Origin of the sequence: Bradyrhizobium sp. CCBAU 53351 (genome assembly GCF_015291745.1) — a bacterium.
In the GTDB taxonomy this organism is placed as follows: domain Bacteria; phylum Pseudomonadota; class Alphaproteobacteria; order Rhizobiales; family Xanthobacteraceae; genus Bradyrhizobium.
Genome location: NZ_CP030059.1, coordinates 477,024 through 502,120, shown reverse-complemented (window position 1 = coordinate 502,120; position 25,097 = coordinate 477,024). Strand labels below are relative to the sequence as shown.

Sequence of the window (25,097 nt, the reverse complement as noted above, 5' to 3'; positions counted from 1 at the left end):
TTACGGCCGCCCGGTGACTTGCCCGGTGACTTGCGCCGTGACGTCCTCGACGTGGTGCAGCAGGTAGACCAGATGGCCTGCCGCATCGTGGATCGGCGAGTTGATCGGCTGCCAATGGCGCTCGACGAAGACCCCGTCGGGATCGCGGATGTCGTAGCGCTGGACCGCCATGGCATGCGCCTGCCCGGTTTCACCGACGATCCTCAGGCTGCCGTAGAGGTTGCTGACGCCATCGGCGAGCGGATCGTCGGGATTGTCAGGAAATATCTCGAACAGCGACCGGCCGACGATGTCGGCCCGGCCGGTCAAGGTCGCGGCCGCATAGGCGTCGTTGACGTCGACGATCAACAGGCCCGGCCCTGGGTCCAGCAGCATATAGGGATGCGGTGACGCCTCGAATTCGGGCTGGAATTGCCTGCGGATCAACTCGGCGTCGCCATGCTGCCGCCGGCGCTGTTCAAGCGGCGTCGCGTCGGCTCCTGACGCCGCCGAGTTCAGCAACGCCAATTGGCGCTTCGCCGAGGCCAGCAGCGCGCGCACGGTGTTCTGCACCGTCGGATCGGCCGCTTCATTGAGCAGCCGCTCGAAATGAACGATATTCTGCTCGCAAACGAACCGTTGCATCCCGCCTCTCGACCATGAGCCGTGCGGCCGCGATACCGCGTCACCCCATCTTAGTTCCATACAGGCGGCTCTGGCAGCTGAGAAGACCGTGATAGTCCGCACTTTGGGAGTAGGTCGGTTCGCAACGCATCGCTCATAAGAAGCGAACCTGTTGTCCAATCACGCGACTAATCAAAGACTTGCCAAGATGGCCCGCGTCGGCGCGGCCTCCCTTTCGGGGCCATGCCGCCGTAGTCCGCGCCCCCGCCATCTGCTATCGATGGGAGGCATAGAACCCGTGGAATTTCCGATGCGTCATTTGCCCCGTGCCGTTGTTCGAAGCCTGTGTCCCGCAGCCGTCGCCGGGGTGCTGATCCTCGGTCAATCTCCGGCCAGAGCCGCCGATGACGAGGCGCCCAAGGGGCCGGCGGTCACGGTGCTGAAGGTCGCAAAATCCTGCTTCTCCGACATCGTCGAAGCCACCGGCACGATCATCGCGCGGGAGGAAACCTCGGTGCGGCCCGAGCGCCCGGGCCTGAAGGTCACGGACGTGCTGGCGGAAGCAGGCGACACCACCACCGCCGGCCAGGTGCTGGCGCGGCTGGCGCTGCCCGAGGGCGGCACGCTGCAGGTCACCGCGCCCGTGGCGGGCGTGATCGCGACGTCGACCGCCCAGATCGGCAATTTCGCCTCGGCCAAGGGCGAGGCGCTGTTCACGATCGTGGCGCGCAGCGAATACGATCTCGTCGGCCTCGTGGCGACCACCGATGTGCGCAAGCTCGCCGTCAACCAGCCGGCGACGGTGCGGATCGCGGGGGCCGGCGACATCGAGGGCAAGGTGCGCCGCATCGGCCCGACCGTCGAGCCCAACATCCAGCAGGGCATGGTCTATATCGGAATTTCCTCGCAGAAGCGGTTGCTGCTGAAGGCGAGCGGCCGCGCGCTGATCAAGACCGGACAGAGCTGCAACGTCGCGGTGCCGCTGACATCAGTGCAATATTCCTCGGCCGGCACTGTGGTTCAGGTGATCCGCCGCAACCGCGTCGAGACCAAGCGCGTCGAGGTCGGCCTGATGTCGGGCGGCAATATCGAGGTCCGCGACGGCCTCAACGAAGGCGACGTCGTCGTCGCCCGCGCCGGCGCGCTGCTGCGTGAAGGCGATCCGGTGCGCCCGGTGATGGCCGCGGAAGCGGCGAAGTAGTCTCTCGACAACTCTCGTGTCCCGGACGCGCTGCAGCGTGTAACGCTGCTGCGCAGGGCCGGGACCCATGTCGCCGCAAAAAAACACCCAAAATAATGAACCCCGGCTCAGCGTCGCATCATTGCATGATGCGCCGCGTCCGGGGCACGAGACGTCTCAAGATCTAAGGAAACTAGCCGCCGGCTTCGCCGAAATGGACGTCTTCGAGCAGCGAGGAGGAGACGGTCGGGACCTGATCGCCTTCGCTGGCGCGGGAGACGGCGAGGCGGGTCTTGTTGAAGACGCTTTCGGCGCTGCCCTTGGAATTGAGGTTGTTGAGGAACTCGCTGACCAGCACGCTGTGCTCGCCCTTGCCGTCGTCCACAACCTTGCCGGGCGAGGCCGAGGAGAGGATCAGCGCATTGTCGGACGCGCTGATCGGCGCGAGACCGTGGCTGTAGGAGCGGAAGCGGCGCTCGTAGGGGTTACGGCGGGAGGCGTCGACGACGACGAGCTTGGCCTTGGCGCCCTGCTCCTTCATCATGTCGAGCACGCCGTCGATCGAGACGCCCTGGCGGCGCACGTCGCTTTCCTTCCAGATCGCGGCATCGACCGGCAGCATGTAGCTCTCGCGTCCCGCCTGCACGCCATAGCCGCCGAAGAACAGCATGACGACGGTGTCGCGCTTGATCCGGGACTTGAGGCGGCTCACGGCACGAACCATGTCGTCCCGGGTCGCGTCTTCCACCATGTCGACGTCAAAGCCGTTCTTGCGCAGGGACGAGGACAGCGCGCGGGCGTCGTTGATCGACTGCGTCAGCGGCGCGCTGGCGTCGGGATAATGTCCATTGCCGATGACGAGGGCGAGGCGCGAGGACTGGCCGATCGAGCCGGTGATCTGGTCGGTCGAGACGGCCTTGGCGGCATCGATCGCACGCATGTTGAGAGCAGCATGGGCGCCGATCACCAGCGAGACCGAGCCGATCAGGGCTGCGGCCACCGCGATGGTGCGTCGGGAAAGGTCGAGCTGCTTTACGTTCATCTCGGTTCGGTTCCTGTGCCAAAGACCAGCCAAGCGCGCGCACACTGTTTGAGTAGCGCGATAGCGTCTTTAGGTTTGAGGGATCGGCCGGGGATGTGCCCCCGAATTGCGCGCAATTTGCGGCGCCGCACCAAACAAACCTTTAACCGGATATAGGGGCCCCGGCAATAGATTGCCCAAAATTTGATTTAAGCTTCTGAAGACGCTGGATAATTTTCTTCTCCAGATTTCTGCATTTCCGTGTTTCCCCGTATCATCCGGGGCCCTCAAAATGCAGCCCTTCCGCCGGCTTTTCCGTGACCTCTGTCACATTTGTATTTCCTGCGAATCCGGGTAGCCTTTTCAACGACTTGCATGGGGGTGGCGCGGGGCTGGGAGCGCGCCGGCCGGCCCCTGGCCTAACCCTGCCGAAGTCCCCGCGACCGAGTATTTCATGAGCTTTCAATATTTTGCCGGCGCCGCCTGCCGGGCGCTGCTGGCGCCGAAGGACGGCCCCTCGCTTTACGATGTCTGCGATCCCATCCTGTCAGGCCCGGCCAGCGGCGATCCGCATCTCGCCAAGTTCTACAAGACTGCGCTCGGCAATCCCGCGCTGCGGGTGCTGCTGCGGCGCGCCGGCCTGCCCGAGCTGCGCGACGAGGCCAGGCTGACGGCGCTGCGGCAGGCGCTGGCGCGCGCCCGCGACGAGGCCGAACCCGACTGGGCGGCGGTCGGCCAGCCGGTCGCCGATCTCGTCGACAGCATCGCGCTCGACCACCCCAAGCCGCCGCCGGCGATGTTCACCGGCTCCGCCCCGCCGCCGGCGCAGATCGACAGCGTGATCCGCGACTGCGCGCAGCATCTGCTCGGCTCCTACCGCAAGCACGGCTTTCTGCCGACCTATGCCGCCTTCAATCTGATCGGCGATCCCGACTTCCGCGGCCGCGAACTGATCATGGCGCTCACCGGCCTCAATGCCCGAGGCTACAAGAATTCTTCGCTGCTGTTCAACCTCGCCCGCGTCTTCATCGCGCGCTCGAAGGCCGCCGCCGTTGTCAACCCGCCCTGGCGCGGCATCGCCGAGCCGATGTGGGAGCCGGTGCAGATCCGGCACCGCTCGGCCTATTACGACGCATTCTTCATCGAGGCGCTGCTGAGCTATGGCGAGACCGGACTGGCCTCGCCGGCCGACAAGGTCGCAGCGGAGCGCGCCATTGCCGACATGGTGGATTTCTGCGTCAACATCAGCCGCGAGGAGGTCGAGGGCATCGACGGCGCGCGCTTCAACGTCGTCACGGCACTCGCGCCCGCGCCGCATCCGCGGTTCTCGCGCTACTTCGCACAGATCAAGCAGGATCTCGGCTTCGGCATCTACGTGCCGGATTGCGACACCACGGCCTGCTCGATCTCGGCGGCGACGCAGGCGGGCTGCCGCGATGCGATCATCGACCAGCCGCTGCTCGACTTCTATGCCGGCTATCAGGTGCATGCCGGCGTCAACGCGCCGCGCGTGACCGTGCCGCTCAACGACAATATCGACTATGAGGGCGGGGTCGCGACCTGGATCGACAACCTCAAGGGCGAGCGTCCCTACGGAAACGATCTCGACCCGACGCTCAATCTCGACATTCTCGAGGTGAGCTTCCGCAACCTGGCGCGCTGGAAGGTTTTGGAGACACCGTCGCGGCTCGCCACGGTGCATCGCATCATCGGCTTCCAGAAGCGGCTGGCCGCGAGCGGCGCCTTCTCCAATCCGCGCTCGCACATCTACTACCTGCCGGAACTCTACAGCGCCTATTTCGGCCGCTGCTATGCGGCTTTCCTGGCGCTGCCGCTTTCGGCGCAGGCCGCGATCGATCCCGCCGGCGATTTCGACTTCATCCGTCACCGCGTGCTGTCCTACGTCAAGGGCGAGCTGATGGCCGCGGAGATGAACGTGTTCGACGCCGCACTGGCGCTGATCGCGCTCGGCCATCTCGGCGCCGACCCGCGCGCCTTCGCGCCGGCGCTGAACGTCATCGTCGCGAGCCTTGGCGAAGGCGGCCGCCGCGGCCCGTTCCGCGCCTATGAATGGAACAAGATGAAGACGCCGACGCGGATTCTGGTCGGCGGGCCGGAGGTGACGTCGGCCTTCGTGCTGATGGGATTGGCGGTGGCGAAGCGGGCGATGGCGCGGGGGTGAGGGCACATTGTATCCGTGCCCCGGACGCAGCGCAGCGCCTCTTCGGCGGTGCGCTGCAGAGCCGGCAACTGTTATGTTGGCCTAGTGTACAGGTACGGCTTTCGATCGCGGATGATGGCGTTGAGGACCGTCAACAGCTTCCTGGCAACGGCAATGAGAGCGAGCTTGGCAGGTTTACCGGCCTGTCGCAGTCGAGCGTAGAAGGCCTTGAATGGATCGGCCCGGCGGACCGCATTGAGAGCGGCCATGTAGAGGGCATCGCGGACGCGCTTTCGGCCCCCGACGATCTTCCGCTTGCCGCGGTAAGCGCCGCTGTCGACGTTGAAGGGAGCCAGGCCGGCGAGCGCGGCCACCTGCTTCGGTCCCACTTTTCCGAGTTCCGGCATCTGCGCGATCAGCTGCATGCAGGTTACGGGGCCCACGCCGGGAAGTGACCGCATCAACTGCGCATCATCGGAGACCTCCGGCTCAGTCTTGATCAGTGCGCTAATATCGGCCTCGATTGCGGCGATCTCATTGTCGAGGACTTCAATGAGCCGACCGATGCGATCGGCCATGGCGCGGTCCTCGGCCTCGCTGCGCCTGTTCTTCTCCTGGGCACGCATGAGAACCAGTTGATCCCGCCGTTTTGCAAGCCCCGCCAGGGCATTGCGGGCAGGATTGGCAGCCTGCTCAGCGGCAGGCTGCATGGCCCGGGCAAAGCTCGCCAGCATCCGGGCATCGATCGGGTCGGTCTTGGCGAGCTGGCCGCTGGCGCGCGCAAAGTCCCGGGCCCGGGCCGGGTTGATCCGGGCAAAGCGGATGCCGGCCTGGCTGAGCGCCTCACGAAGCTCAAGGTCATAGACGCCCGTGGCTTCAAAGACGACCAGCACATCGCATCGCCAACGCGCCGCGATCTGTGTGATGGCCTGCGGCGCGTTGGCGATGCGCTCCGGCACGCCCAGGCTCTCATCGAAGATATCGAGATATCGTTTGGAGACGTCGATTCCGACGTAACGAGGGCGTATGATCATGGTGCCTGTCCCTGTGATGCGAGGTCTGTTGGCGCAGCCTCGTGCAACTGTTCAGGTTGATAGATGGAACGGGCGGGAGACCGAGCCGGCTCACGGCGTCAAGCGCCAAGGACCCAACGGCTTCCCGCCCACTCCACCATGACAGGATTTCGATACACAGGGGCCCATGCCTCTGCGAGATGCGTCTGTGAATTTCTGGATCCCGGCTCTGCGCAGCAACGCGACGCGTTGCAGCGCGTCCGGGACACGAGCCGAGAGGCCGTCGCAAGATGACGGGAAGTTGAAAGCCGATCTGTCAGGCATAAGCTGGCCCGGCGGCCAAAAGCCGACCACAATTGCGCGGCTTATCGAGATGTTCATCCCACGCGGACCGGCATGTTGCGAAAATTCCTGATTGCGCTGTCTCTCCTCGCGCTCCCCTCGCTGGCCGAGGCCGCCGACATCACCGGCACGGCAAAAGTCCGCGCCGGCGATGCCGTGGTGATCGGCAACACGCGGATCCGGCTCGGCGGCATCGACGCGCCCGCACTCGACCAGCTCTGCCTCAACACCAAGGCCGAGCGCTGGACCTGCGGCGTCGCCGCGCGCGACGAGCTCGCCAAATTTGCCGAGGGCAAGAGCTGGGTCTGTCACACCCGCTCGATCGACCGGCGTGGCCGCACCGTGGCGCGCTGCGAGGTCGGCGGCGAGGACATCCAGAAATGGCTGGTGCGCGCCGGCTGGGCGTTGGCCTATACCCGCATGTCCCACGATTACGAAGCCGACGAAAAGGCCGCGCGCGAGGCAAAGGCCGGGATGTGGCAGGGCGCTTTCATCGCGCCCTGGGACTGGCGCGTCCGCAACAAGAAGACCGTCATCCTGGGCGCCACCAAGCCGCCCGACGGAGCGCATGCGGTGCTGCTCGCCTCGGCCTCGGGGCCGGTCGCGCCTTCCCCGGATTGCACCATCAAGGGCAACGTCAACAGCGCCGGCGAATGCATCTTTCACCAGCCGACCAGCCGCTGGTACACCCAGATCAGGATGAAGATCAGCAAGGGCACCCGCTGGTTCTGCTCGGTCGAAGAGGCCGAGGCCGCGGGCTGCCGCGAGACGAAGCGATAACCCAGCCCTGCGTTTTGTGCGCTTTTCCGAGGCCCTCGCCCCGCGTAAGACTGTGAATCAGCAACCCACCAATCTGTATCTCTGGCAATAAGGACTGACAGCAATGACCGTTCGCGCGGGCCGGGAATTTCTGGCCATCCCCGGGCCCACCACGATGCCCGACGAGGTGTTGCGGGCGATGCATCGTCCGGCGATCGACATCTACTCCAAGGAGATGCTCGACCTGACCGAGAGCCTGCTCGGCGACATCTCGAAGCTGTTTGCGACCAAGGGCAAGTCCTACATCTACATCGCCAACGGTCACGGCGCCTGGGAAGCGGCGCTCAGCAACGTGCTGTCGCGTGGCGACAAGGTGCTGGTGCTGGAGAGCGGACGTTTCGCGATCGGCTGGGGCAATGCGGCGGCGCTGATGGGCGCCGAGGTCGAGGTGCTCAAGGGCGACTGGCGCCGCGCGGTGCGGCCGCACGAGGTCGAGGAGCGCCTGCGCCGCGACAAGGAGCACACGATCAAGGCCGTCGTCGTGGTCCAGGTCGACACTGCCTCGGGCGTGCAGAACGACATCGAGGCGATCGGCAGGGCGATCAAGGCGAGCGGCCACCCCGCGCTGTACATGGTCGACACCGTGGCCTCGCTCGGCTGCATGCCGTTCGAGATGGACAAATGGGGCATCGACGTCGCGATGTCCGGCTCGCAGAAGGGCCTGATGACGCCGCCCGGCCTCGGCTTCGTCGCCGCCAATGCGCGCGCGCTCGAGGTGCACAAGAAGGCCAATATGTCGACGCCCTATTGGAGCTGGAGCGAGCGCGAGGGCACCGAGAATTATCGCAAATATGCCGGCACCGCGCCGGTGCATCTGTTGTTCGCCTTGCGCAAGGCGATCGACATGCTGCACGAGGAAGGGCTCGAGAACGCCTTCCGCCGCCACAGCCTGCTCGGCGAAGCCGCGCGCCGCGCCGTTGCCGCATGGTCGGAAGGCCAGGTGCTCGGCTTCAACGTCGCCGAAGCCAGCGAGCGCTCCAACACCGTGACCACGGTGACCATGAGCAACGGGCATGATCCGGCCGTGCTGCAACGCTATTGCAAGGACAAATGCGGCGTCGTGCTCGGCACCGGCATCGGCGACCTCTCCGGCCAGGCCTTCCGCATCGCCCATATGGGCCACGTCAACGCACCGATGCTGCTCGGCACCCTCGGGGTGGTTGAGATCGCCTTGAACGCGCTGAAGATCCCGCACGGCAAGGGCGGGCTGGAAGCGGCGGTGTCGTATCTCGGGGACGAGGTGCCGGCGTAGGGCGCTTTCTTCCTTCTCCCCTTGTGGGAGAAGGTGGCGCGAAGCGCCGGATGAGGAGTAATCTCCGCGAATCGCATCGTGAGATTTTCACGCGCGGATAGAGACCCCTCACCCGTCTCGCCGCTTCGCGGCGAGCCACCCTCTCCCACAAGGGGAGAGGGAAAGATCAGCGCTCGACGCGATACGCTTCCACCTGCTTCTTAAGCTCATTTAGCGACGCAAGTGGCGCGTTCGGATCGACGCGATATTCGCTGCTTCTCAGCCATTGCAGCACCATCGCATCTACCTTCGGCGAATGGTGGATGACGTCGCTGTAATTATCCAGATCGTGAGTCACCGCCTTGATCGCGCGAAAGTCGTGCAGGCGAACATTGGGAAGCTGCGTCAGCCGCTCGGCGATGCGCGCCGTGAGGTCGGTGACGATCTTCAGCGTCTCCGGTGACGCCTCGCGCATCGCGACGAACTGCAGGATCGAATAGGGCGGCAAGTAGATGTCAAAGGTCACGTCGGGGTGGCGCGCGACCAAGTCGACGGCGTCGCGCTCGAAATGCCGCACCATGGCGTCGTAACTATAGCCTTCGCCGAGGAAGCGGCTGCGCACCGGGCTGGTGATATAGGCAAAGGAGGCAAGCGCCTTCTTCGCGTTGTAGTCGCGCGCAACGTCGAAATCTCGCGGCAGCGCGTAGATGTCGTCGACGTCGGCGAGCGCGAACTTGACGGGCAGATAGGGCGCGGCTCGCGTCAGCGGCGTCCGCAGCGGTGGCACAGACCGCAGCAGCGCGAACAGCGATTCCTTCGCCATGGCGGCGCTGAACAGGTAGGACGCGATGCCCTTTGCCGTCCCGCGATAGAGATCGACGGAGAGATAAGGATCGGTCTCGATGTCGGCGGCATCGACAAAGATAAAATCGTCCATCGCCCAGATCACGCGCTTAGCGCCACGGTCGATCGCCTGCTCCAGCACGAAACCCTGCTGGCGCGAGTTGGAGCCGGTCATCGCCAGCTTGAGCGAGCGGGTGCCGAGCGCGCGATCGATGTCGCTCTGGCGGAAATGGATCGCGAGCGAGGTGCCCATGAAGGCGGTGTCGAACGACTGGCTGCGGATCAGCCCGGCATTCTGCACCCGCGTGTCGTCGGAATAGAAGGCTAGATGCGAAGGGCGGAACAGTTGCAGGGGATCGACGGCATAGGTGAGCAAGGCCGCGCCCAGCACGCACGCGATGCCGGCGAGCAAAAGACGCTTCAATTGTGTGAACGCACCCTGCATCAGAACCGGAAATAGATGAATTCGCTGTGGCTCTGGATCCCCAGGATCCCGAACGCCAGCACCAGCGACGCCGCATAGAGGAACAGCGGCCGCATCCGCCCTGCCCGCAAGGCTTCGCCGACCCTGCGGCCCGCGTGGTCGTATCCCATGATGCTCTGCGTGTTCGGCGCCAGCCAGACCAGCGCGGCGTAGATGGCGACCATCACCAGCGCCGCGATCTCCTCGCGGCCGAACACGATATTCGAGGGGTCGGCCATGGCGCGAAGGACGCGCAACGCCCATTCCACAGTCGCGGCACGGAAGAACACCCAGGCGACCACGACGGCGAGGAACGTCAGCGCAGCGCCCGCGATGCGAGACGGGCGTTCAAGCAGCGGCGGAGCTTTCGGCACCAAGGCATTGAAGGCGTGATTGACGCAGAGATACACCCCGTGCAACGCGCCCCACACGACAAACGTCCAGGCCGCGCCGTGCCAGAGGCCGCCGAGCAGCATCGTGATCAGCAGATTGACGTAACGCAGCACGCGTCCCCTGCGGTTGCCGCCGAGCGCGATATAGAGATAGTCGCGCAGGAATTGCGACAGCGTCATGTGCCAGCGCCGCCAGAACTCGACGATGCTGGTCGCCTTGTAGGGCGAGTTGAAATTCACGGGCAGGAAGATGCCGAACATCAGCGAAATTCCGATTGCCATGTCGGAATAGCCGGAAAAATCGAAATAGAGCTGGAAGGTGTAGGCGAGCGCACCCAGCCAGGCCTGGTCGAAGCTCGGCGAGCGCGCCTCGAAGGCGAGCGCGACCAGCGGCTGGATGCCGTCGGCCAGGCAGGTCTTCTTGAACAGGCCGATGGCGAAGATGATGACGCCGCACAGCATGAGATGGCCGTCCGGATGCTTCGTTTCCTCCCGCTCGAATTGCGGGATCATGTCCTTGTGGTGCAGGATGGGCCCTGCGATCAGATGCGGGAAATAGGTCACGAACAGCGCGTAATGCGGCAGCGCATAGGCCGCGACCTGGCCGCGATAGGCATCGACCAGGAACGCAATCTGCGTGAAGGTGTAGAAGGAGATGCCGACCGGCAGCAGGATGTGGACCGCGGCATGCGTGCCGAGCAGCGCGTTGACGTTCTCGGTGACGAAGCCGGCATATTTGAAGATGCCGAGCACGAGGAGATCGCCGGCGACGCCGAGCGCGAGCGCCGCCTTGCGTTGCGACGACGTCAGCTTCGCCACGATCAGGAGATGACCGATGCCGTAGTTGAACGCGATCGACAGCAGCAACAGGGCCACGAACTGCCAGTTGCCGATCGCGTAGAAGGCGAGCGAGGCCAGCGCCAGCCAGATCACCGGCGTGAGATTGCTGCGCCGCCCGAGCCAGAAATAGCCGGCCAGCACGATCGGCAGGAACAGCAGGATGAACGGGTAGGAATTGAACAGCATCAGGCTGGACCGGCGGCGGGGATATTGGTTCGTAAAGCATAGACGGGAGCGATCAACAACCCGGCGATCTCCAGCAGACGTGCTGGCAATTCGTGGAATCGGGACGATATAAGGGAACGCGCGAGCCCGCTCCCCGCAAGCGGCGAGGTGAAACGCAGCGACGTCGGACACGAACGAGGACCGAGTGACCCAGACCAATACACCTTCGAAGCCCCCCGTCGCCCCGCGCCGGCCGCATTCCTTCACGCGGCACGGGATCACCGTGACCGACGACTATGCCTGGTTGAAGGACGACAAATGGCAGGAGGTGCTGCGCGATCCCACCGTGCTGGATCCTGACATCCGCAAATATCTCGACGAAGAGAATGTCTACACCGAGAGCCTGCTCGGCCATACGGCGGGCTTGCAGAAGACGCTGGTGCGCGAGATGCGCGGGCGGATCAAGGAGGACGATTCCAGCGTGCCGTCGCCGGACGGGCCGTTCGCCTATTTCCGCAGGTTCCGCGAGGGCGGGCAGCACGAGCTGTTCGGCCGCATGCCGCGCGATGGCGGCGAGGGCGAGGGCAAGATCGTGCTCGACGGCGACGCGCTCGCCAAGGGCCACAAATATTTCAAGTTCGGCGGCAGCCGGCACTCCTGGGATCACAAGATGCAGGCCTGGAGTGCGGACACCAACGGCTCGGAATATTTCTCCATCCGCGTCCGCGACTGGGCGAGCGGCAGGGACTTTGACGACCTCGTCGAGGAAACCGACGGCGGCGTGGTCTGGGCCGCGGATGCCAAGTCCTTCTTCTACGTGAAGCTCGACGACAACCACCGCCCCATGCAGGTCTGGCGTCACAGGCTCGGCACCAAGCAGGCCGACGATACGCTGGTCTACGAGGAGCAGGATGCCGGCTGGTTCACCCATCTGCACGAGAGCACCAGCGGCCGCTTCTGCGTGATCGCGGGCGGCGACCACGAGACGTCGGAGCAGCGGCTGATCGACCTCGCCAATCCCGAGGCGCCGCCGCGCCTCGTCGCGGCGCGCGAAGAGGGCGTGCAATATTCGCTCGCCGACCGCGGCGACGAACTGTTCATCCTGACCAATGCGGATGATGCCATCGACTTCAAGATCGTCACGGCGCCGCTTGCCCAGCCCGAACGCAAGAACTGGCGCGACCTGATTCCGTATCGCCCCGGCATCTACATCATCGACCTCGATCTCTATGCCGGTCATCTGGTGCGGCTGGAGCGCGCCAACGCGCTGCCGTCGATCGTGATCCGCGATCTCACGTCGAACGAGGAGCACGCCATCGCCTTCGACGAGGCCGCTTATTCGCTGGATACGATGGGCTCCTACGAATTCGAAACCACGAATCTGCGTTTCGCCTATTCGTCGATGACGACACCGTCGGAGGTCTATGACTACGACATGGTCACGCGCACGCGCACCTTACGCAAGCGCCAGGAGATTCCGTCTGGCCACGATGCGGCCGACTACGTCACGACGCGCATCATGGCGAAGGCGCATGACGGCGCCGAGGTGCCGGTGTCGATCCTCCATCGCCGCGGGCTGAAGCTCGACGGCACGGCGCCGCTGCTGCTCTACGGCTACGGCTCCTACGGCATGGCGATGCCGGCCTCGTTCAACGCCAACCGCCTGTCGCTGGTCGACCGCGGCTTCGTCTACGCCATCGCCCATATTCGCGGCGGGGCCGACAAGGGCTGGGGCTGGTATCTCGACGGCAAGCGCGAGAAGAAGACGAATTCGTTCGACGATTTCGCAGCCAGCGCGCGCGCGCTGATCTCAGCGAAATACACCAGCGCCAAGCGCATCGTCGGCCATGGCGGCTCGGCCGGCGGCATGCTGATGGGCGCGGTCGCCAACCGCGCCGGTGAATTGTTCGCCGGCATCGTCGCCGAGGTGCCGTTCGTCGACGTGCTCAACACCATGCTCGACGACACGCTCCCGCTGACGCCGCCGGAATGGCCGGAATGGGGCAACCCGATCGAGAGCGAGAAGGATTTTCGCACCATCCTGTCCTACTCGCCCTACGACAATGTCGCGGCGAAAGAGTATCCGGCAATCCTGGCGATGGGCGGCTTGACCGATCCGCGCGTCACCTATTGGGAGCCCGCCAAATGGATCGCCCGCCTGCGCGCCACCATGAGCGGCGGCGGCCCGGTCCTGCTCCGCACCAACATGGGTGCCGGCCATGGCGGCGCCTCGGGGCGGTTCGACCGGCTCGACGAGGTCGCGATCGTCTATGCGTTCGCGCTATGGGCGGCGGGGATGGCGGAGGCGTAATCTTGTAGCCCGGATGGAGCGCAGCGAAATCCGGGGTTCGCGCAACTGAAGACTGCTCCCGGATTACGCTTCGCTCCATCCGGGCTACGGCCTCTCCCCGCAAGCGGGGAGAGGCAAAAGGCTCACACCGCCCCGTGCGCCTCGAGATACAGCGCATACACCGAGTGGCTGCTCGCCATGTACAGCCGGTTGTTCTTCGGCCCGCCGAAGCAGAGATTGGCGCAGCGTTCGGGCAGCTTGATGAAGGCGAGCGGCTTGCCGTCCGGATTGAACACCATGACGCCGTCGAGATCCTCGGGCCTCGCCTTGAGCTGAAACACCTTGCGGCCGCCGATGTCGCTCGGCTCGGATTGCAGCGCGCCGTTGGAGCCCCAGCCGCACCAGAGATTGCCGTCGCGATCGACGCGAAAGCCGTCGAGCGAGCCCTGGTCGGCGGCGTCGATCAGCTTGGTCTTGCCGCTGAGCGCGCCGTCGTCGCCAACATTGTAGCTCCAGATGCTGCGATTGGGCGTACCCTTCCATTCGACGACATAGAGCTTCTTCTCGTCTGGCGAGAAGGCGAGGCCATTGGGATTGACGAGGTCGGTGAGCACGGCGCTGATCTTGCCGTCCTTGGCGATGCGGTAGACGTTGGTGGTGGCCTGCTCGGCCTTCTCCTTCTTGCCTTCCCACTCGCCGTTGATGCCGAACAGCGGATCGGTGAACCAGATGCTGTCGTCAGACTTCACCACGATGTCGTTCGGCGCGTTCAGCCGCTTGCCCTCGAACTTGTCGGCGAGCACGGTGATCTTGCCGTCCTTCTCGGTGCGGGTGATGCGGCGGGTGACGGAATGCTCGCAGGTGACGAGGCGGCCCTGGCGGTCACGCGCATTGCCGTTGGCGTAGTTGGCGTTGGCGCGGAACACGCTGGTCTGCCCGGTCTTCTCGTCGAACTTCATGATCCGGTTGTTGGGAATGTCCGAGAACAGCAGGTAGCCGCCTTCGGGGAAATAGGCCGGGCCTTCGGCCCAGCGGAAGCCGGTCGCGACCTGCTCCACCGTCGAAGAATAGAGCCGGTATTTGGCGAAGCTCGGATCGAGGATCTGGACCGCGGGATCAGGATAGCGCTGGTTCGGCGTGAACGGGAACGACTGCGCGCCGGCGGCGCGGGCGAGCAACGTGGAAGCGGCCACCGCACCGGCGCCGGCCATGAGGTTACGTCGCGTGAAGTTCATGGAAATCCTCCCTGCTTGTCAAAAGGCCGGCGCTTGATGCGGCCGGCCCGTTTCTCGACGTGATTTCGTTATGCCTTACCGGCCGTTCTTCTTCCGCCATTCCGCGAAATCGGTGAGCGTCTGCGGGTCGGTGGCGGGATAGAGACCGAAGATGCCGCGGCCCTTGCCGACCTCTTCCGTGACGAAATCCTCGAACGCCGTCATCTCGAAGGTCTCGTTGGCGATCTCGTCCGCGAGATGCGCGGGGATGACGATGACGCCGTCGGCATCGCCGAGGATGACGTCGCCCGGAAACACCGGCGCATCGCCGCAGCCGATGGGTACGTTGATCTCGATCGCCTGGTGCAGCGTCAGGTTGGTCGGCGCGCTCGGGCGGTGGTGATAGGCGGGAATGCCGAGCCTGGCGATCTCCGCGGAATCGCGAAAGCCGCCGTCGGTGACGACGCCGGCGACGCCGCGCTTCATCAGGCGCGTCACCAGAATCGCGCCGGCGGAGGCCGCGCGCGCGTCCTTGCGGCTGTCCATCACCAGCACGGCACCCGGCGGACAATCCTCGACCGCCTTGCGCTGCGGATGCGAGCGGTCCTTGAAGACCTCGATCGTGTTGAGGTCTTCGCGCGCCGGCATGTAGCGCAACGTGAAGGCTTCGCCGACCATGGTCGGCTGGTCCGCACCGACCGGATGCACGTCCTGGATCATCTGGATGCGCAGGCCGCGCTTGAACAGCGCGGTGGCGACGGTCGCGGTGGAGACCGATTTGAGCTTGGTGCGGGTGGCTTCGCTGAGTCTTGTCATTTGTTACGCTCTCTCTGTCGTCATTCCGGGGCGCGCGTAGCGCGAACCCGGAATGACGGGGTCATCAATAAATCGAAGGCTCGCCGATCGGCGCGCCGAAATCGGTCTCGAGGAAGTCGAAGTCGCAGCCGTCATTGGCCTGCTTGATGTGTTTTGTGAACATCCAGCCATAGCCGCGCTCGAAGCGGCGCTCGGGCTGCTTCCAGGCGGCGCGGCGTTTTGCGAGCTCGGCTTCGGGGACGTCGAGATTGATGGTGCGCGCGGCCACGTCGAGCGTGATGCGATCGCCGTTCTGCACCAGCGCCAGCGGGCCGCCGATGTAGGATTCCGGCGAGACGTGCAGGATGCAGGCGCCGTAGCTGGTCCCGCTCATGCGCGCATCAGAGATGCGCACCATGTCGCGCACGCCCTGCTTCACCAGCTTTGTCGGGATCGGAAGCATGCCCCATTCCGGCATGCCCGGCCCGCCCTGCGGCCCGGCATTGCGCAGGATGAGGACGTGATCTTCGGTGACGTCGAGGTTGGGATCGTCGACCGCCTTCTTCATCGAAGGATAATCGTCGAACACCAGCGCTGGTCCCGTGTGCTTGAGGAAGCGCGGCGCGCATGCGCTCGGCTTGATGACGCAGCCATCGGGCGCGAGATTGCCCTTGAGCACCGCGAGCGCGCCCTCCTTGTAGATGGGATTGTCGACGCCGCGGATCACGTCGGCATTGTGCACCTCGGCGCCTTCGATGTTCTCAGCCACCGTCTTCCCTGTCACGGTGATGCAGTCGAGGTGCAGATGCGGCTTGATCTGGCCCATCAGCGCCGGCAGGCCGCCGGCGTAGAAGAAGTCCTCCATCAGATAGGCATCGCCGCTGGGACGGACGTTGGCGATCACGGGCACCTTGCGGCTCGCGATCTCGAAATCATCGAGGCCGATGTCCTGGCCAGCGCGGCGGGCCTGGGCGATCAGGTGGATGATGGCGTTGGTCGAGCAGCCCATCGCCATCGCCACCGCGATCGCGTTCTCGAAGGCTTTTCGGGTCTGGACCGTCTTCGGCGTCAGATCCTCCCACACCATCTCGACGATGCGGCGGCCGCATTCACTGGCCATGCGGATGTGATTGGCATCGGCGGCGGGGATCGAGGAAGCGCCGGGCAGCGTCATGCCGATCGCCTCCGCGATCGCGGTCATGGTCGAAGCGGTGCCCATGGTCATGCAGGTGCCGTAGCTGCGGGCGATGCCGGCCTCGATGTCGAGCCAGTCCTTGTCGGAGATCTTTCCGGCGCGGCGCTCGTCCCAATATTTCCAGCCGTCCGAGCCGGAGCCGAGCGTCTTGCCCTTCCAATTGCCGCGCAGCATGGGGCCTGCCGGCAGGTAGATCGCCGGGATGTTCATCGAGGTCGCGCCCAGCAGCAGTGCCGGCGTGGTCTTGTCGCAGCCGCCCATCAGCACGACGCCGTCGACCGGATGGCTCCGCAGCAGCTCCTCCGCGTCCATCGCCAGCAGATTGCGATAGAGCATGGTGGTCGGCTTGAGCAGCGATTCCGACAGCGACAGCGCGGGCAGCTCCAGCGGGAGGCCGCCGGCCATCAGGATGCCGCGCTTGACGTCGTCGACGCGCGACTTGAAGTGCATGTGGCAGGGCTGCGCGTCCGACCAGGTGTTGAGGATCGCGATGATGGGGCGATCCTTCCACTCCTCGGGCGCATAGCCCATTTGCATGGTGCGGGAGCGATGGCCGAACGAGCGGAGATCGTCGGGCGCGAACCATCGCGCGCTGCGGAGCTGGTCGGGTGTTTTCTTCTTGGTCATGATTGGGTGCCCCATTTCTGCACGGTGTTCCGCTCGATGGCGCGGAAGATCAGGTTCTCGACAAAGAGCCCGATGATGATCACCGTCAAGAGGCCCGCGAACACTGCGGGTATGTCGAGCAGGTTGCGGTTCTCGAAGATGAACCAGCCGAGCCCGCCCTGGCCCGAGGACACACCGAACACCAGCTCGGCCGCGATCAGCGTGCGCCAGGCGAAGGCCCAGCCGATCTTGAGGCCGGTGAGGATCGAGCCGAAGGCGGCCGGGATGAGAATCCTGGCGACATAGGGCAAGCCGCGCAGGCCGTAATTGCGCCCGACCATGCGCAGCGTGTTGGACACGCTCTTGAAGCCGGAATGGGTGTTGAGCGCGACCGGCCACAGCACCGAGTGGATCAGCACGAAGACCAGGCTGCCATTGCCGAGGCCGAACCAGATCAAGGCGAGCGGCAGCAGCGCGATCGCCGGCAGCGGGTTGAACATCGCGGTCACCGTCTCGAGGAAATCGGTGCCGATCCGGGTGGAGATGGCGAGGATGGTGAAGATCGCCGCCAGCACGATGCCGGCCGAATAGCCCATGAACAGCACCTTCAGCGAGGTCCAAGCCCGCATCGGAATGGTGCCATCCTTGACACGGTCGAACAGCGTGATGGCGGTGTCATGCAGCGTCGGGAACAACAGCGGATTGTCGAGAGCGACGCCGTAGGCTTCCCAGATCGCCGCCAGGAACAGGATGATGACGGTCTTGCGGACGAAGCCGTCGTTCCAGAGCATTTCAGGCACGCTCAGCTTGCGCTCGACCTCGCCGGCAGCCGAAGCGGCGGCCGGCTCTGCGCGCAGCAATATCTTGGCTTCGCCCATCAGAGGCTCCTCAATGCGCGGTGGCTTCGCCGGCGAACAGGAGATCGTGGATCTCCTTCTCCAGCCGGCCGGCGCTGCCGTCTTCGCTTCCGACCTTGTCGACATCGACCACCTCGGCCTTGACGCGGCCGGGATGCGGCGACAGCAAGAGGATGCGGTTACCGATGCGGATCGCTTCCGCGATCGAATGGGTCACGAACAGCACCGTGAACTTGGTCTCGCTCCAGAGCTGGAGCAGCTCGTCCTGGCAGGTCCGGCGCGTCAGCGCGTCGAGCGCTGCGAATGGCTCGTCCATCAGGAGGATATCGGGCTCCATCGCCATGCCGCGCGCGATCGCGACGCGCTGCTTCATGCCGCCCGACAGCGTGTGCGGATAAGCATCGACGACGCGGGTCAGGCCGACCTTCTCGATATAGGCCCGCGCCTTCGCTTCCGCGTCCTTGCGCGAGAGCTTGCGCGCGGTCAGCAGCGGGAACATCACGTTGGCGAGCACGCTCTTCCAGGGCAGCAGTTGGTCGAACTCCTGGAAGATCATCATGCGATCGGCGCCGGGACCGTGGATCTCGCGGTCGTTGATCGTCATGCGGCCTTCGCTGGGCGTCATGTAGCCGCCAACGGCCTTGAGCAGCGTGGACTTGCCGCAGCCGGAGGGACCGAGCAGAACGAAGCGGTCGGACTTGTCGACCTTAAAGCTCACCCTCTCCGTGGCGGTGACGACGGCGCTTGAGGTCTTGTAGCGCAGCGTCACCCCACTGACGTCGAGCAGCGCCATCAGTTGCCCTTCAGATCGTGCGCGACGGGGAGATAATAGTCCGTCCAGGCCTTGGGCTGGTTCTTTAGCGTGCCGGTCTTGAACAGATGGGCCGCGAATTTCATCGTGCCCTGCGGCTCCAGATTCCACTCCATCATGCCGGGCTCTTTCAGAAGATGGAGCAGCTCCTCGACCGAGGTCTTGTCGCCGGTGATCTCCTTGTAGATCTCGACCGCCTGTTTGGTGTCGCTGCGGATCAGGTCCTGCGCTTCCTTGGTGGCGTCGCGCACGGCCTGGATGATCTTCGGATTGGCGTCGGCGAACTTCGTGGTGGTGAAGAACTGCGCCTGGCTGAGCGGGCCGCCCATCACATCGGGCGACGACAGCACGATATGCGCGCCCGGCACGTTCTTCAGCTCCAGGAAGGTGAAGGGCGGGATCGAGAAGTGGTTGTGCACCTCGTGCTTGGGATTGGACAGCGCCGCATAGGCGTCGGGATGGCCGAGCTGCACGGTGTTGGCGTCGAGCTTGGACCATTGATCGGCGCCGAAAGCCTCGGCGGCCGCGATCTGCAGCACGATCGCCTGCGTGGACACCTTCACCGTCGGCACCGCGATCTTGTCGCTGGGGCCGAAGTCCTTGATCGACTTGATGTTGGCGTCGCGGCTGATCAGCGTCATCGGCTGCGCCGAGGTCGCGACGATGCCCTTCACGCCGCCGCGGGTGCGGTCCCACAGCAGCAGCAGATTGCCGGTGCCGGTGTTGAGGATGTCGACGCCGCCCGCGAGCAGCGCATCGGTCTGCGCGCCGCCGCCGGAGAAGGTGATCCATTTGGTGGTGACGCCGGAGACACCGAGCGAAGCCGCGTGCTTCTCGATCAGCTTCAGCTTCTCCATGATGTGGCTCGGCATGTAGAAGATGCCGGGCTGGCGCGACAGCGCGATCTCGGACTTCTGCTGCGCACGCGCCGGCGAAGCCGCCAGCACGGTCGCGACGATCAGGGCGATGGCGGCAACGCCACGCTGAAAGGGCTTGATCATAATTGTTCGTTTCCTCCGGGCGCCATTGACGAGCGGCCTTGCTGATGCACTAATGCATTAGTGCATCAAAGGCAAGCCCGCCGGAGCCCTTCGCATGGAAACCGCCCATCCCGCGCCCCGCGCGACCGCCCGCCGCGGGCCGCGGCTGGACCGGGCGCGGCAGGCCGCACCGCAGGTGTTCGAGCGGCTGCGCAACGCCATTCTCGCGCTCGAACTCCCCCCGGGCGCGCCGCTGTCACGCACCGATCTCGCCGCGCAATTCGGCGTCAGCTCGACGCCGATCCGCGATGCCCTGATGCGGCTGGAAGAGGAAGGTCTGGTCGACGTGTTTCCGCAGCACGCGACCGTGGTCAGCCGGGTCGATGTCGGCCGCGCCGAGCAGGCGCACTTCCTGCGCCAGGCGCTCGAGCTCGAAATCGTCCGGCTGCTCGCCGAGCAGCACGACCAGGCCCTGGTCCTCCGCCTCGACCACGCGATCGCGCTCCAGCAGCAATTCGCCAAGGCCGGCGATTTCGCGAGCTTCATCGCCGCCGACAATGATTTTCACGCGCAGCTTTATGCCGCAGCCGGCAAGCAGGAGCTGTGGACGCTGGTGCGCAGAAGCAGTGGACATATCGACCGGCTGCGCAGGCTGCATCTGCCCTCACCCGGCAAGGCCCAGAACATCGTCCGCCACCACAAGCTGATTACCCGTGCGATCGAGGCCGGCGACCCCGATGCCGCGCAGCAGCATCTGCGCAAGCACCTGTCGGGCACGCTGAGCGAGCTCGACAAGATCCGAAGCCATTATCCGGAATATCTGACGGATTAGAGCGATGAGACGGGGGCTAGCGCCACGAGGAAAGGCGCACTCCCTCTCCCGCTTGCGGGAGAGGTGAACGAGCCCGCGCCGATCGTTTCATCGTTGCACACGATTGAGCCGCATTCTTCGGAACTGACGCCGACTTTGATCGGCCGCCTTCATTTCAGTGAAATCTCGCTCCCGTGCAACTACGGCGAGAAAAACGGTTCTGGCCATCGCGCAGGTGGGATAAGGTGCGGCGGCGCCATGTGCACGGAACCATGCATAATGACGGCATCCGCCGAGACCGGACCAAGCGGCCGCGCGCACTTCGCGAAGTGCTTGCAGGATGAGCGGAATCCGCGCAACAATTTCGTCTTTGATGGTTTGATTTGCGGCCGGTAGGAACGTCCTGTCCGGCCCGGAGGAATTTAGACGTGGCCAACATCCTGATCGTGGATGACGACCCGGCCGTTCAACTCACGATCCGGCTGCTCCTGGAGAGGGCCGGTCATCACGTCACCGTCGCCGGCGATGGCCGCAAGGGACTTGCGCTGTTCGAGGCGAGCCGGTTCGATCTGTTGTTTCTCGATATCTTCATGCCTGGCATGGATGGGCTGGAGACGATGCGTCACATCCGGGCGCTGGCTCCGGCCATTCCGATCATCGTCATTTCCGGCCGCTCGATCACGCCGGATGCCTATGCGGAGCCGGACTTCCTGAAGATGGCGACCAAGCTCGGCGCGGTGGCAAGCCTGCAGAAGCCATTCAGGCCCGCGGCGCTGCTCGCCGCGGTCGATGGCTGCCTGAAGGCCGGCGAGCCGGAGGGGTCCGATGTCAGCTCCGGCCGCAGATAACGAGGGCTCCGCTGCTTCAGGCCAGATCGACCGCGATCATCCCGGAAATGCCGCGACGAGCATCCCCATGACGCTCGCCACGCGGCTGGCCATCGCCATGATCCTGCTGGTGGCGGTCACCGTGGCCGCGGTGGGCTGGCTGGGCTATCGCAACACCAGCCAAGCCGTCATTCCGCGGGTGCTGGAGCGGGTCGAAGCCCAGTCACGGCTGCTCGCGACCAATCTTGAATCATACGTCGCCGGCGTGCGCGGCGATCTGATCGGCTATCACGCCGCCGCGGCCATCCAGGGCCTGATCCGTGCCCATATCGGCGGCGGAGTTGATCCTACTGACGGTGTCTCCGAGCAAACCTGGCGAGAGCGTATCGCGACACGGTTGGCGGCCGAGATCGACGCGAAGCCCATCTACGGGCAGTTTCGAATCATCGGCGTTGATAACGATCAGCTCGAGCTGGTTCGTGTCGATCGCTCCGGCCCCAACGGAGCCGCGCGGATCGTCCCCGACAGTGAGCTCGAGCGCAAGGGCGATCGAACCTACTTCCAGGAGGCGATCCGACTCGGGCCTGGCGAGATCTATATTTCGGCCGTCGAGCTCGCCACGCGGCAGGGGGGAACCACGGCCCCTCACGTTCCGACCCTGCGGGCGGCGATGCCGCTCTTCGCGCCGGGCGGCAAGCCGTTCGGCATCATCGTCACCAATGTCGACATGCGCCCGGCGCTCGACCAGGTCCGATCGACCGCGAGCTCCGGAGGAGACATCTACCTCGTGAACGGGCGCGGCGACTATCTCGTCCACCCCGATCGCGCGCGCGAATTCGGCACATTGCGTGACCGTCCCGACGATTGGCGCAAGGACTTTCCGTATTTCGCGGCTCTGGCGGGCACACGGGAAGGATCTACGCGGCTCATGACCGATGGGTCGGGCAAGCCAAGCGGCGCGGCCATCGCCCCTGCGCTGCTGGCTGGCAAGGAATGGGTCGCGATCATCGAGACGATTCCCGCGCCTGTGTTTGGCGTGGTCCCGGCGGCGATCCAAAAGACGTCCCTGCTGGTCGGCTTCCTGGCCGTGCTCGCGGCAGCTTCGCTTGCGGTGCTCCTGTCACGTTCGCTGACGCGGCCGATCGGTCGCCTGACCGCGGCCGTGGAGGCGATCGGCCGCGGCCGTCACGCCGACATTCCCGTCGACGCCAGCGGCGAGACCGGCGTGCTGGCACGCGCCTTCGCCCGGATGGTCGAGGAGACGCGGGCGAAAACGGCCGCGCTCGAGCGCGAGATCGAGGAGCATCGCCGCACCGAGGAAGCGCGAAGCCATCATGCGGCGCGCGAGCATTTGTTCAGCGCCGCCGTCGAATCCTCCGACGACGCGATCGTGATGCAATCGCTCGATGCCATCATCACGGGCTGGAATCCCGCAGCCGAACGCCTCTATGGCTATTCGGCAGGCGAGGCGATCGGAAAATCCACCGCGATCATCGTCCCGCCCGACCGCCGTAACCATGGCAAGGACTATCTGGCACGGATCGCGCGGGGCGAGCCGATCGAGCGGTTCGAGACGGTGCGCCTGCGCAAGGACGGCACGCCGGTCGAGATTTCGCTCAGCCTGTCGCCGATCAGGGGGCCTTCGGGCGAGATCATCGGCGCCTCCGGGACAGCGCACAGCCTCACCGAGGCGCGGCGGGCCGAGCGGCAGCTGCAGCAGCAGATCGAGGAACGCCGGCAGATCTTCGAGACCTCGCAGGATCTCATCATGATCATGGATGCGCGGGGCCATATCGCGCAGATCAGTCCGAGCAGCGAGACCATTCTCGGCTACCGGCCGGATCAGATGATCGGCCGCAGCGGCGCCGACTTCATTCATCCCGATCATCTGGAGCAATCGCGCGAGGACATGCGCGCGCTGCGGCGCGGCGAGCGCCCCAAGCTCGGCGACACGCGCTGCTTCCACCGCAATGGGCACGAGGTCTGGCTGTCGTGGCTGGGCAGCTGGTCCGAGCAGGCGCATCGCTTCTTCTTTGTCGGGCGCGACATGACGGAAGCGCGGCTCGCGCAGGAATCGCTGCGCGAGAGCGAGCGGCTCGCCCGCAATATCGTCGAAACCTCGCTCGACGCCTTCATCCAGACCGACGAGACCAGCAGCATCCTGAACTGGAACTCGCAGGCCGAACAGCTGTTCGGCTGGCGACGCGACGAGGTGCTCGGCAAGAGCACGATCGACCTCATCGTCGCCGAGAGCGAACGCGACAGGGTCAGGGCCGGCCTGAAGCAGTTCCTGGAGAACGAGGACGGCAGGACGCTGAACCGCCGCCGCGAGCTGATGTGCCGCCGCCGCGACGGCAAGGAATTCAGGGCCGAGGTCAGCGTCACCGCGCTGAAGCGCCGCGAGGGCCTGCTGTTCAACGTGTTCTATCGCGATCTCACCGACAAGATCGCGGCCGACGAGCGCATCCGGCACGCCGAGAAGATGGAGGCGATCGGCCAGCTCACCGGCGGCGTGGCGCACGATTTCAACAACATCCTCACCGTCATCACCGGCACGATCGAGATCCTCGCGGAGGCCGTCGAGAAGGAGCCGGAGCTTGCCGCCATCACCAAGATGATCGACGAGGCGGCCGCGCGCGGCGCCGACCTGACCCAGCACCTGCTCGCCTTCGCGCGCAAGCAGCCGCTCCAGCCGCGCGAGATCGACATCAACTCGCTGGTCGTCGACACCGCGAAGCTGTTGCGGCCGACGCTGGGCGAGCAGATCCAGATCGAATCGGTGTTCGAGGACGAGAACTGCGTCGCGATCGTCGATCCCAACCAGCTCACCACCGCGATCCTCAACCTCGCGCTCAACGCGCGCGACGCCATGCCCGGTGGCGGCAAGCTGATCGTGGAGACCGGCGCCGCCTATCTCGACGAGGTCTATGCCAGCGTCAACGACATCCGCCCCGGCCATTACGTGCTGATTGCCGTGAGCGATACCGGCAGCGGAATCCCTGCGAACATCCTGACCAGGGTGTTCGACCCCTTCTTCACCTCGAAGGGACCGGGCAAGGGCACCGGGCTCGGGCTTTCGATGGTCTACGGCTTCATCAAGCAGTCCGCCGGCCACATCAAGATCTACAGCGAGGAAGGCCACGGCACCACGATCAAGATGTATCTGCCCCCCGGCAAGACGCCGACGGCGGCCGGCGAGGGGGTGACGCCGGCGACGATCGAGGGCGGACACGAGACGATCCTGGTGGTCGAGGACGACCGGCTGGTGCGAGACTACGTGCTGGCGCAGCTGCATTCGCTGGGTTACGTCACCTTGCAGGCCGCGAACGCCGCGGAGGCGCTCGCGATCGTCGCCGCCGGGAAGCCGTTCGACCTTCTGTTCACCGACGTCATCATGCCCGGCAAGATGAACGGACGGCAGCTCGCCGACGAGCTCCTGAAGACGCGCCCGGATCTCAGGGTGGTCTATACGTCAGGCTATACCGAGAATGCGATCATCCATCACGGCCGGCTGGATTCCGGCGTGATGCTGCTGGCCAAGCCTTATCGCAAATCGGATCTGGCGCGCATCATCCGCAAGGCGCTGGGCGCCTGAAACGCGTGGCCCGGATGGAGCGCAGCGCAATCCGGGGCAGTCT

The 25,097-nt window shown here is 65.1% G+C and carries 19 protein-coding genes; 8 read left to right on the top strand and 11 right to left on the bottom strand.

The window, feature by feature from the left end; translation table 11 throughout:
• Positions 1–624, bottom strand: a complete 624-nt coding sequence (locus XH83_RS02420) for a PAS domain-containing protein (protein WP_194405509.1) — start codon at positions 622–624, stop codon at positions 1–3.
• 289 nt (positions 625–913) lie between these two features.
• On the opposite strand from XH83_RS02420, the gene XH83_RS02415 reads away from it, so the two are divergent.
• Positions 914–1,804: an efflux RND transporter periplasmic adaptor subunit gene (locus tag XH83_RS02415; RefSeq protein WP_194405508.1), complete on the top strand. Its 891-nt coding sequence runs from the start codon at positions 914–916 to the stop codon at positions 1,802–1,804.
• A gap of 172 nt (positions 1,805–1,976) precedes the next feature.
• On the opposite strand, the gene XH83_RS02410 is transcribed toward XH83_RS02415, so the two are convergent.
• On the bottom strand, positions 1,977–2,825 hold the full coding sequence (locus XH83_RS02410; protein ID WP_194405507.1) for a caspase family protein: 849 nt from the start codon (positions 2,823–2,825) through the stop codon (positions 1,977–1,979).
• 433 nt (positions 2,826–3,258) lie between these two features.
• On the opposite strand from XH83_RS02410, the gene XH83_RS02405 reads away from it, so the two are divergent.
• Entirely contained in the window at positions 3,259–4,986 is a 1,728-nt protein-coding gene (locus XH83_RS02405) for a hypothetical protein (RefSeq protein WP_194405506.1), read from the top strand.
• A gap of 71 nt (positions 4,987–5,057) precedes the next feature.
• Here the strand turns inward: XH83_RS02405 and XH83_RS02400 are convergent, their stop codons facing one another.
• Entirely contained in the window at positions 5,058–5,999 is a 942-nt protein-coding gene (locus XH83_RS02400; protein ID WP_194404488.1) for an IS110 family transposase, read from the bottom strand.
• Between the two features lie 375 nt (positions 6,000–6,374).
• On the opposite strand from XH83_RS02400, the gene XH83_RS02395 reads away from it, so the two are divergent.
• Positions 6,375–7,100: a thermonuclease family protein gene (locus tag XH83_RS02395; RefSeq protein ID WP_194405505.1), complete on the top strand. Its 726-nt coding sequence runs from the start codon at positions 6,375–6,377 to the stop codon at positions 7,098–7,100.
• Positions 7,101–7,203: 103 nt separating this feature from the next.
• Positions 7,204–8,391, top strand: a complete 1,188-nt coding sequence (locus XH83_RS02390; RefSeq protein ID WP_194405504.1) for an alanine--glyoxylate aminotransferase family protein — start codon at positions 7,204–7,206, stop codon at positions 8,389–8,391.
• A gap of 166 nt (positions 8,392–8,557) precedes the next feature.
• Here the strand turns inward: XH83_RS02390 and XH83_RS02385 are convergent, their stop codons facing one another.
• Both XH83_RS02385 and XH83_RS02380 read right to left on the bottom strand, forming a co-directional pair.
• A complete protein-coding gene (locus XH83_RS02385; RefSeq protein ID WP_194405503.1) occupies positions 8,558–9,658 on the bottom strand; it encodes a hypothetical protein in 1,101 nt (366 codons plus the stop codon).
• Entirely contained in the window at positions 9,658–11,094 is a 1,437-nt protein-coding gene (locus XH83_RS02380) for an MBOAT family protein (protein ID WP_194405502.1), read from the bottom strand. Before XH83_RS02380 ends, XH83_RS02385 begins: the two co-directional genes overlap by 1 nt.
• 184 nt (positions 11,095–11,278) lie before the next feature.
• Here XH83_RS02380 and XH83_RS02375 point away from each other — a divergent pair, with 184 nt between their 5' ends.
• Positions 11,279–13,384, top strand: a complete 2,106-nt coding sequence (locus tag XH83_RS02375) for a S9 family peptidase (protein WP_194405501.1) — start codon at positions 11,279–11,281, stop codon at positions 13,382–13,384.
• Between the two features lie 122 nt (positions 13,385–13,506).
• Here XH83_RS02375 and XH83_RS02370 read toward each other — a convergent pair whose 3' ends face one another.
• From XH83_RS02370 to XH83_RS02345, 6 genes are all read right to left on the bottom strand, one after another.
• On the bottom strand, positions 13,507–14,598 hold the full coding sequence (locus XH83_RS02370; protein ID WP_194405500.1) for an SMP-30/gluconolactonase/LRE family protein: 1,092 nt from the start codon (positions 14,596–14,598) through the stop codon (positions 13,507–13,509).
• Between the two features lie 75 nt (positions 14,599–14,673).
• Positions 14,674–15,393, bottom strand: coding sequence for a ribonuclease activity regulator RraA (locus XH83_RS02365; protein ID WP_194405499.1), 720 nt, complete (start codon positions 15,391–15,393; stop codon positions 14,674–14,676).
• 64 nt (positions 15,394–15,457) lie between these two features.
• Positions 15,458–17,194 carry an L-arabinonate dehydratase gene (gene araD / locus XH83_RS02360; protein WP_194405498.1) on the bottom strand — a complete coding sequence of 579 codons (1,737 nt, stop codon included), beginning with the start codon at positions 17,192–17,194 and terminating at the stop codon, positions 15,458–15,460.
• Entirely contained in the window at positions 17,191–18,051 is an 861-nt protein-coding gene (locus XH83_RS02355; protein ID WP_194405497.1) for an ABC transporter permease, read from the bottom strand. The genes araD and XH83_RS02355 overlap by 4 nt, the downstream gene beginning before the upstream one ends.
• Before the next feature lie 10 nt (positions 18,052–18,061).
• The gene (locus XH83_RS02350; protein WP_194405496.1) at positions 18,062–18,823 is read right to left on the bottom strand and encodes an ABC transporter ATP-binding protein; all 762 of its coding nucleotides are present in this window, start codon (positions 18,821–18,823) and stop codon (positions 18,062–18,064) included.
• On the bottom strand, positions 18,823–19,842 hold the full coding sequence (locus tag XH83_RS02345; RefSeq protein WP_194405495.1) for an ABC transporter substrate-binding protein: 1,020 nt from the start codon (positions 19,840–19,842) through the stop codon (positions 18,823–18,825). Before XH83_RS02345 ends, XH83_RS02350 begins: the two co-directional genes overlap by 1 nt.
• A gap of 94 nt (positions 19,843–19,936) precedes the next feature.
• On the opposite strand from XH83_RS02345, the gene XH83_RS02340 reads away from it, so the two are divergent.
• The 3 genes from XH83_RS02340 to XH83_RS02330 all read left to right on the top strand — a co-directional run bounded on the left by XH83_RS02340 (position 19,937) and on the right by XH83_RS02330 (position 25,054).
• Positions 19,937–20,653 carry a GntR family transcriptional regulator gene (locus XH83_RS02340; protein WP_194405494.1) on the top strand — a complete coding sequence of 239 codons (717 nt, stop codon included), beginning with the start codon at positions 19,937–19,939 and terminating at the stop codon, positions 20,651–20,653.
• 407 nt (positions 20,654–21,060) lie between these two features.
• Positions 21,061–21,480, top strand: a complete 420-nt coding sequence (locus tag XH83_RS02335; RefSeq protein ID WP_194405493.1) for a response regulator — start codon at positions 21,061–21,063, stop codon at positions 21,478–21,480.
• Positions 21,458–25,054: a PAS domain S-box protein gene (locus XH83_RS02330; protein ID WP_194405492.1), complete on the top strand. Its 3,597-nt coding sequence runs from the start codon at positions 21,458–21,460 to the stop codon at positions 25,052–25,054. The genes XH83_RS02335 and XH83_RS02330 overlap by 23 nt, the downstream gene beginning before the upstream one ends.
• Positions 25,055–25,097: the final 43 nt, after the last annotated feature.